The organism is Mesorhizobium sp. M7A.F.Ca.US.005.03.2.1, assembly GCF_003997795.1.
Classification (GTDB): domain Bacteria; phylum Pseudomonadota; class Alphaproteobacteria; order Rhizobiales; family Rhizobiaceae; genus Mesorhizobium; species Mesorhizobium ciceri.
In genome coordinates this window covers 1-3,717 of the sequence record NZ_RZRP01000644.1, presented here as the reverse complement: position 1 = coordinate 3,717, position 3,717 = coordinate 1, and the positions used below count along the sequence as shown (strand labels likewise).

At 64.6% G+C, this 3,717-nt stretch carries 4 protein-coding genes; 1 reads left to right on the top strand and 3 read right to left on the bottom strand.

What is annotated here, in order from left to right; genetic code table 11:
- The 3 genes from EN991_RS27465 to EN991_RS27455 all read right to left on the bottom strand — a co-directional run.
- Positions 1–600 (bottom strand): proline racemase family protein (locus EN991_RS27465; protein WP_206519260.1); only part of this gene is annotated, 600 nt, incomplete at its 3' end.
- Between the two features lie 32 nt (positions 601–632).
- A complete protein-coding gene (locus EN991_RS27460; protein WP_081714252.1) occupies positions 633–1,865 on the bottom strand; it encodes an FAD-binding oxidoreductase in 1,233 nt (410 codons plus the stop codon).
- A gap of 148 nt (positions 1,866–2,013) precedes the next feature.
- Positions 2,014–2,907 (bottom strand): dihydrodipicolinate synthase family protein, encoded by an 894-nt coding sequence (locus EN991_RS27455; RefSeq protein WP_024502892.1) that lies wholly within the window; start codon positions 2,905–2,907, stop codon positions 2,014–2,016.
- Between the two features lie 69 nt (positions 2,908–2,976).
- Between EN991_RS27455 and EN991_RS27450 the strand changes: the two genes are divergently transcribed.
- The gene (locus tag EN991_RS27450; RefSeq protein WP_050596296.1) at positions 2,977–3,669 is read left to right on the top strand and encodes a GntR family transcriptional regulator; all 693 of its coding nucleotides are present in this window, start codon (positions 2,977–2,979) and stop codon (positions 3,667–3,669) included.
- Positions 3,670–3,717: the final 48 nt, after the last annotated feature.

The window sequence follows — 3,717 nt, the reverse complement described above, 5'->3', positions numbered from 1 at the left end:
CACCACCGGGCTCCAGGCGATGAAGTCGCCCGCCGAATGATCGGCCATGTCGCGATAGTTCTCCTGCGGCTCGACGATGGCGTAGAAGTTGCCGCCATAGGCGACGTCGACGGTGATTTCACCGAGCCCAGGGCATTCGACCGTCAGCCCCTCGGCATGGAGGAAGGATGGCACATTGGTGATGCGCACCTCCTCGACATAGTCGCCGACCTGCTTGTATTCGGCGACGACCAGCCCGGCCGGCGTGTCGAGCCTGAGCACGCCCGGCGTCTTTGGTTTGATCAGTCCGTGCTCGATGGCCATCGTCACCGTACCGATCGTGCCATGGCCGCACATCGGCAGGCAACCGGAGGTTTCGATGAACAGGATGGCGATGTCGCAATCCTCGCGCGTCGGCGGATAGAGGATCGAACCGGACATCACGTCGTGGCCGCGCGGCTCGAACATCAGCCCGGTGCGGATCCAGTCATACTCGGCCAGAAAATGCGCACGCCGCTCCATCATCGTCGCGCCCTGCAACAGCGGGCCGCCGCCGGCGACCAGCCGCACAGGATTGCCGCAGGTGTGGCCGTCTATGCAGAAGAAGGATTTCTTGGCCATGACGCTCCTCGAAAATCAAAAACCCGAAAAAATCAAAATCGTTGCGGACTGAAGGGGGCCAGATCGATCGGCGGAGTCTGCCCCAGGACAAGATCCCTGATCAACCGTCCGGTGGCCGCCGCCTGGGTCAGGCCGAGATGGCCATGGCCGAAGGCATAGACCACCGACCGCTTTCCCGGCGCGCCGCCGATGACGGGCACTGAATCCGGCAGCGAGGGGCGGAACCCCATCCATTCGCGCCCACCCGAGGGATCGAGCCCCGGCAGGAATTTCTGTGCCTTCTGCAGCAGCGCCTTCGACCTGGCATAATTGGGCGGCCGCTCGATGCCGCCGAGTTCGACGGCGCCGCCGACCCGCAGGCCCGTTTCGAGCGGCGTGACGACGAAACCATGGCCGGAGAAGATCAGCATCCGCTTCACGTCGAAGGCACTCGTGGGCAAGGTGGTGTTGTAGCCGCGCTCGGTCTCCAGCGGAATGCGATCGCCGAGTTGCTTGGCCAGCAGATGCGACCAGGCGCCGGCGGCGACGACGAGGTGCCGGGCCTGTCTGGTCGTGCCGTCTGCCAACGTCAGCGTCGCTCCATCCTGATCCGCCGCGACTTGGCTGATCCGGACCAGCTCAAAGCGAGCGCCCTTGGCCTGCGCATAGGTCCACACCGCTTTGCCCAGCAGTTTCGGGTCGGCGACCGTCTTCCATCCCGGCACGAATGTGCCTTTGATGAAGCGCGGCGACAGGCCCGGCTGCAAGGCGGCCAGTTCCTCGCCCTCGACGTGGCGGAAACCGATGCCGAAACGCTTACGCGCCGCCCAGCCGGGCAGCCCGGCCTGAAATTCGGCTTCGCTTTCGTAAAGCTCGAGCGAGCCATCCTCGCGCAGCATCGACCGCGTGCCGGAGCGGTCGAGCAAGCCCATCCACTCCGCCTCGGCAAGCTTCATCATGCCTGCTTGAGCGGCAAGGCTCGCCTCGTATTTCCCCGGCGCACCGGCGCGCCAGAAGCGGATCAGCCAGGGCAGAAGCGTCGGCAGGTAGGCGGGCGGGATGCTGAGCGGGCCGAGCGGATCGGCCAGCCATTTCGGCAGCTGCCGCATCATGCCCTTGTGCGCCAGCGGCAGCACGTCGGAGAAGGCGAAGGCGGCGGCATTGCCCGAGCTCGTCTCCTCGCAAATGCCTGTGCGATCGAAGACGGTGACCCTGCGTCCCGCCTCAGCGAGAGAAGCAGCGGCACAGATACCGATGATGCCGCCACCGACGATGGCTATGTCCAACCCTTCTCCCCGTTCACGGGGAGAAGGCGCCCGAAGGGCGGATGAGGGGCTGCGCCCCGCTTCTGTCGACTTGGAATTTCCTTGCACGTGGGCGCTGCCCCTTATCTGGCTGCCACCATCTTCTCCCTGCGAACAGGAAGAAGAAGCCTCAGAACTGCGGCAGTGTCGGCCGCACCGCGAGCGCATCCTTGACGATCTTCTCGACGGACTTGCGGCGATCGCCAGACAGCGGCTGTCGCGGCATACGAACGCGGTCATTTGTGTTGATCGCGAACACTTCGGCAAGCTTGATGTTTTGGACCAGATAGGTCGAGACGTCGAGATCGAGCAGCGGCCGGAACCAGCGGTAGATGCCGAGCGCCTCTTCGCGGCGACCCTGCTTCATCAGCTGGTAGATGGCGACCGTCTCGCGCGGGAACGCGGTGACCAGTCCGGCCACCCAACCGATGGCGCCGACCGACAGCGCCTCGAAGGCCAGATTGTCGACGCCGGTGAACAGGTCGTAGCGAGTGCCCAGGCGATTGATGATCTCGGTCGAACGACGGATGTCGTCGGAGGATTCCTTGATCGCGACAAAGCGCTCGTCCGACGCCAGCTCCTCCATCTGGTCGACGCTGACGTCGACGCGGTAGGCAAGCCGGTTGGAGTAGATCATGACCGGCAGGTCGCCAGCCTGCGCGACCGCGCGCAGCGCCGCGACCGTCTCTTCCGCATTGGTGTGGTAGATCGGGCTCGGCACGACCATCAGGCCGTTGGCGCCTTCCCGGCTCGCGCGCTTGGCGATGCTGGCGGCCTCGCGTGTGCCGGCCTCGTTGACCGTCAGCAGCACCGGCTTCTTGCCGGCGACCTTTTGTGCGGTCTTCAGCACCTCGATCTTCTCATCGGGCGACAGCATCGGCCCCTCGCCGAGCGATCCGCAAACGATGATGCCGTCGCAGCCAGCTTCCATCTGCAGGTTGAAGCAGCGCTCCATCTCGGCATGATCGAGGCGATCATCCGCGGTGAATTTGGTCGTGACGGCAGGAAAAACTCCGGTCCACATGATCATCTCTCCATCTGATATATCACTGGTATATCTATTAACAAACCCGCTGTCAATGCGAAATCCGTTATGATATATTCAAGATATATCAGGAGAGCGCATTTGATATCCACGGCAGCAAGCACCTCGGCGGAGCCGGCCGCGACCAGGGCCTACCATGTGCTCGAGCACATGATCGTCACGCTCGAACTGGCCCCGGCAAGCTTCGTCACCGAGGGCGCCCTGATCGACAGGCTCGGGCTTGGCAGGACACCGGTGCGCGAGGCGATCCAGCGGCTGGCCTGGGAAGGGCTGCTCGACATCAGGCCGCGCGCGGGCATCGCCATCGCCCCGCTGCATCCCGGCGACTGGCTGCGCGTGCTCGATGCGCGTCGCGGCGTCGAGGTGGTGCTGGCCCGCTCGGCCGCCCGCTTCGTCACCCGCGAGGCCGCCGACCTGTTTCACGAAGCAGCGCTTGCCATGCAGAAAGCGGTGATCTCGGGCAACGTGCTTGCCTTCATTCAGGCCGACAAGGCACTTGACGAAGCGTTGGCGCTGGCTGCCGACAATCCCTTCGCCGCCCGTTTGGCCGCCCCGTTGCAGACCCACAGCCGCCGCTTCTGGTTCCGCTACAAGGCCGAGACCGGTCTTGCCGAATCCGCCGAGCACCATGTCGCGCTGATCCGCTCGATCCTTGCCGGCGACGAGGAGGCCGCGGCCAAGGATGCCAAACGTCTGATGGCGCTGCTGCGCGGCCACGCCGAAACGGCGGCGACGCGCTGAGCGTCTTTTAATCCGATGCGCTTTCGTCGCCGGTGCTTCCTCGAAGCT

Bases quoted from the DNA above. Each gene is read 5' to 3' on its own strand.
- EN991_RS27455 (WP_024502892.1), bottom strand. From the start codon at position 2,907: ATGTGGACCGGAGTTTTTCCTGCCGTCACGACCAAATTCACCGCGGAT.
- EN991_RS27450 (WP_050596296.1), top strand. From the start codon at position 2,977: ATGATATATTCAAGATATATCAGGAGAGCGCATTTGATATCCACGGCA.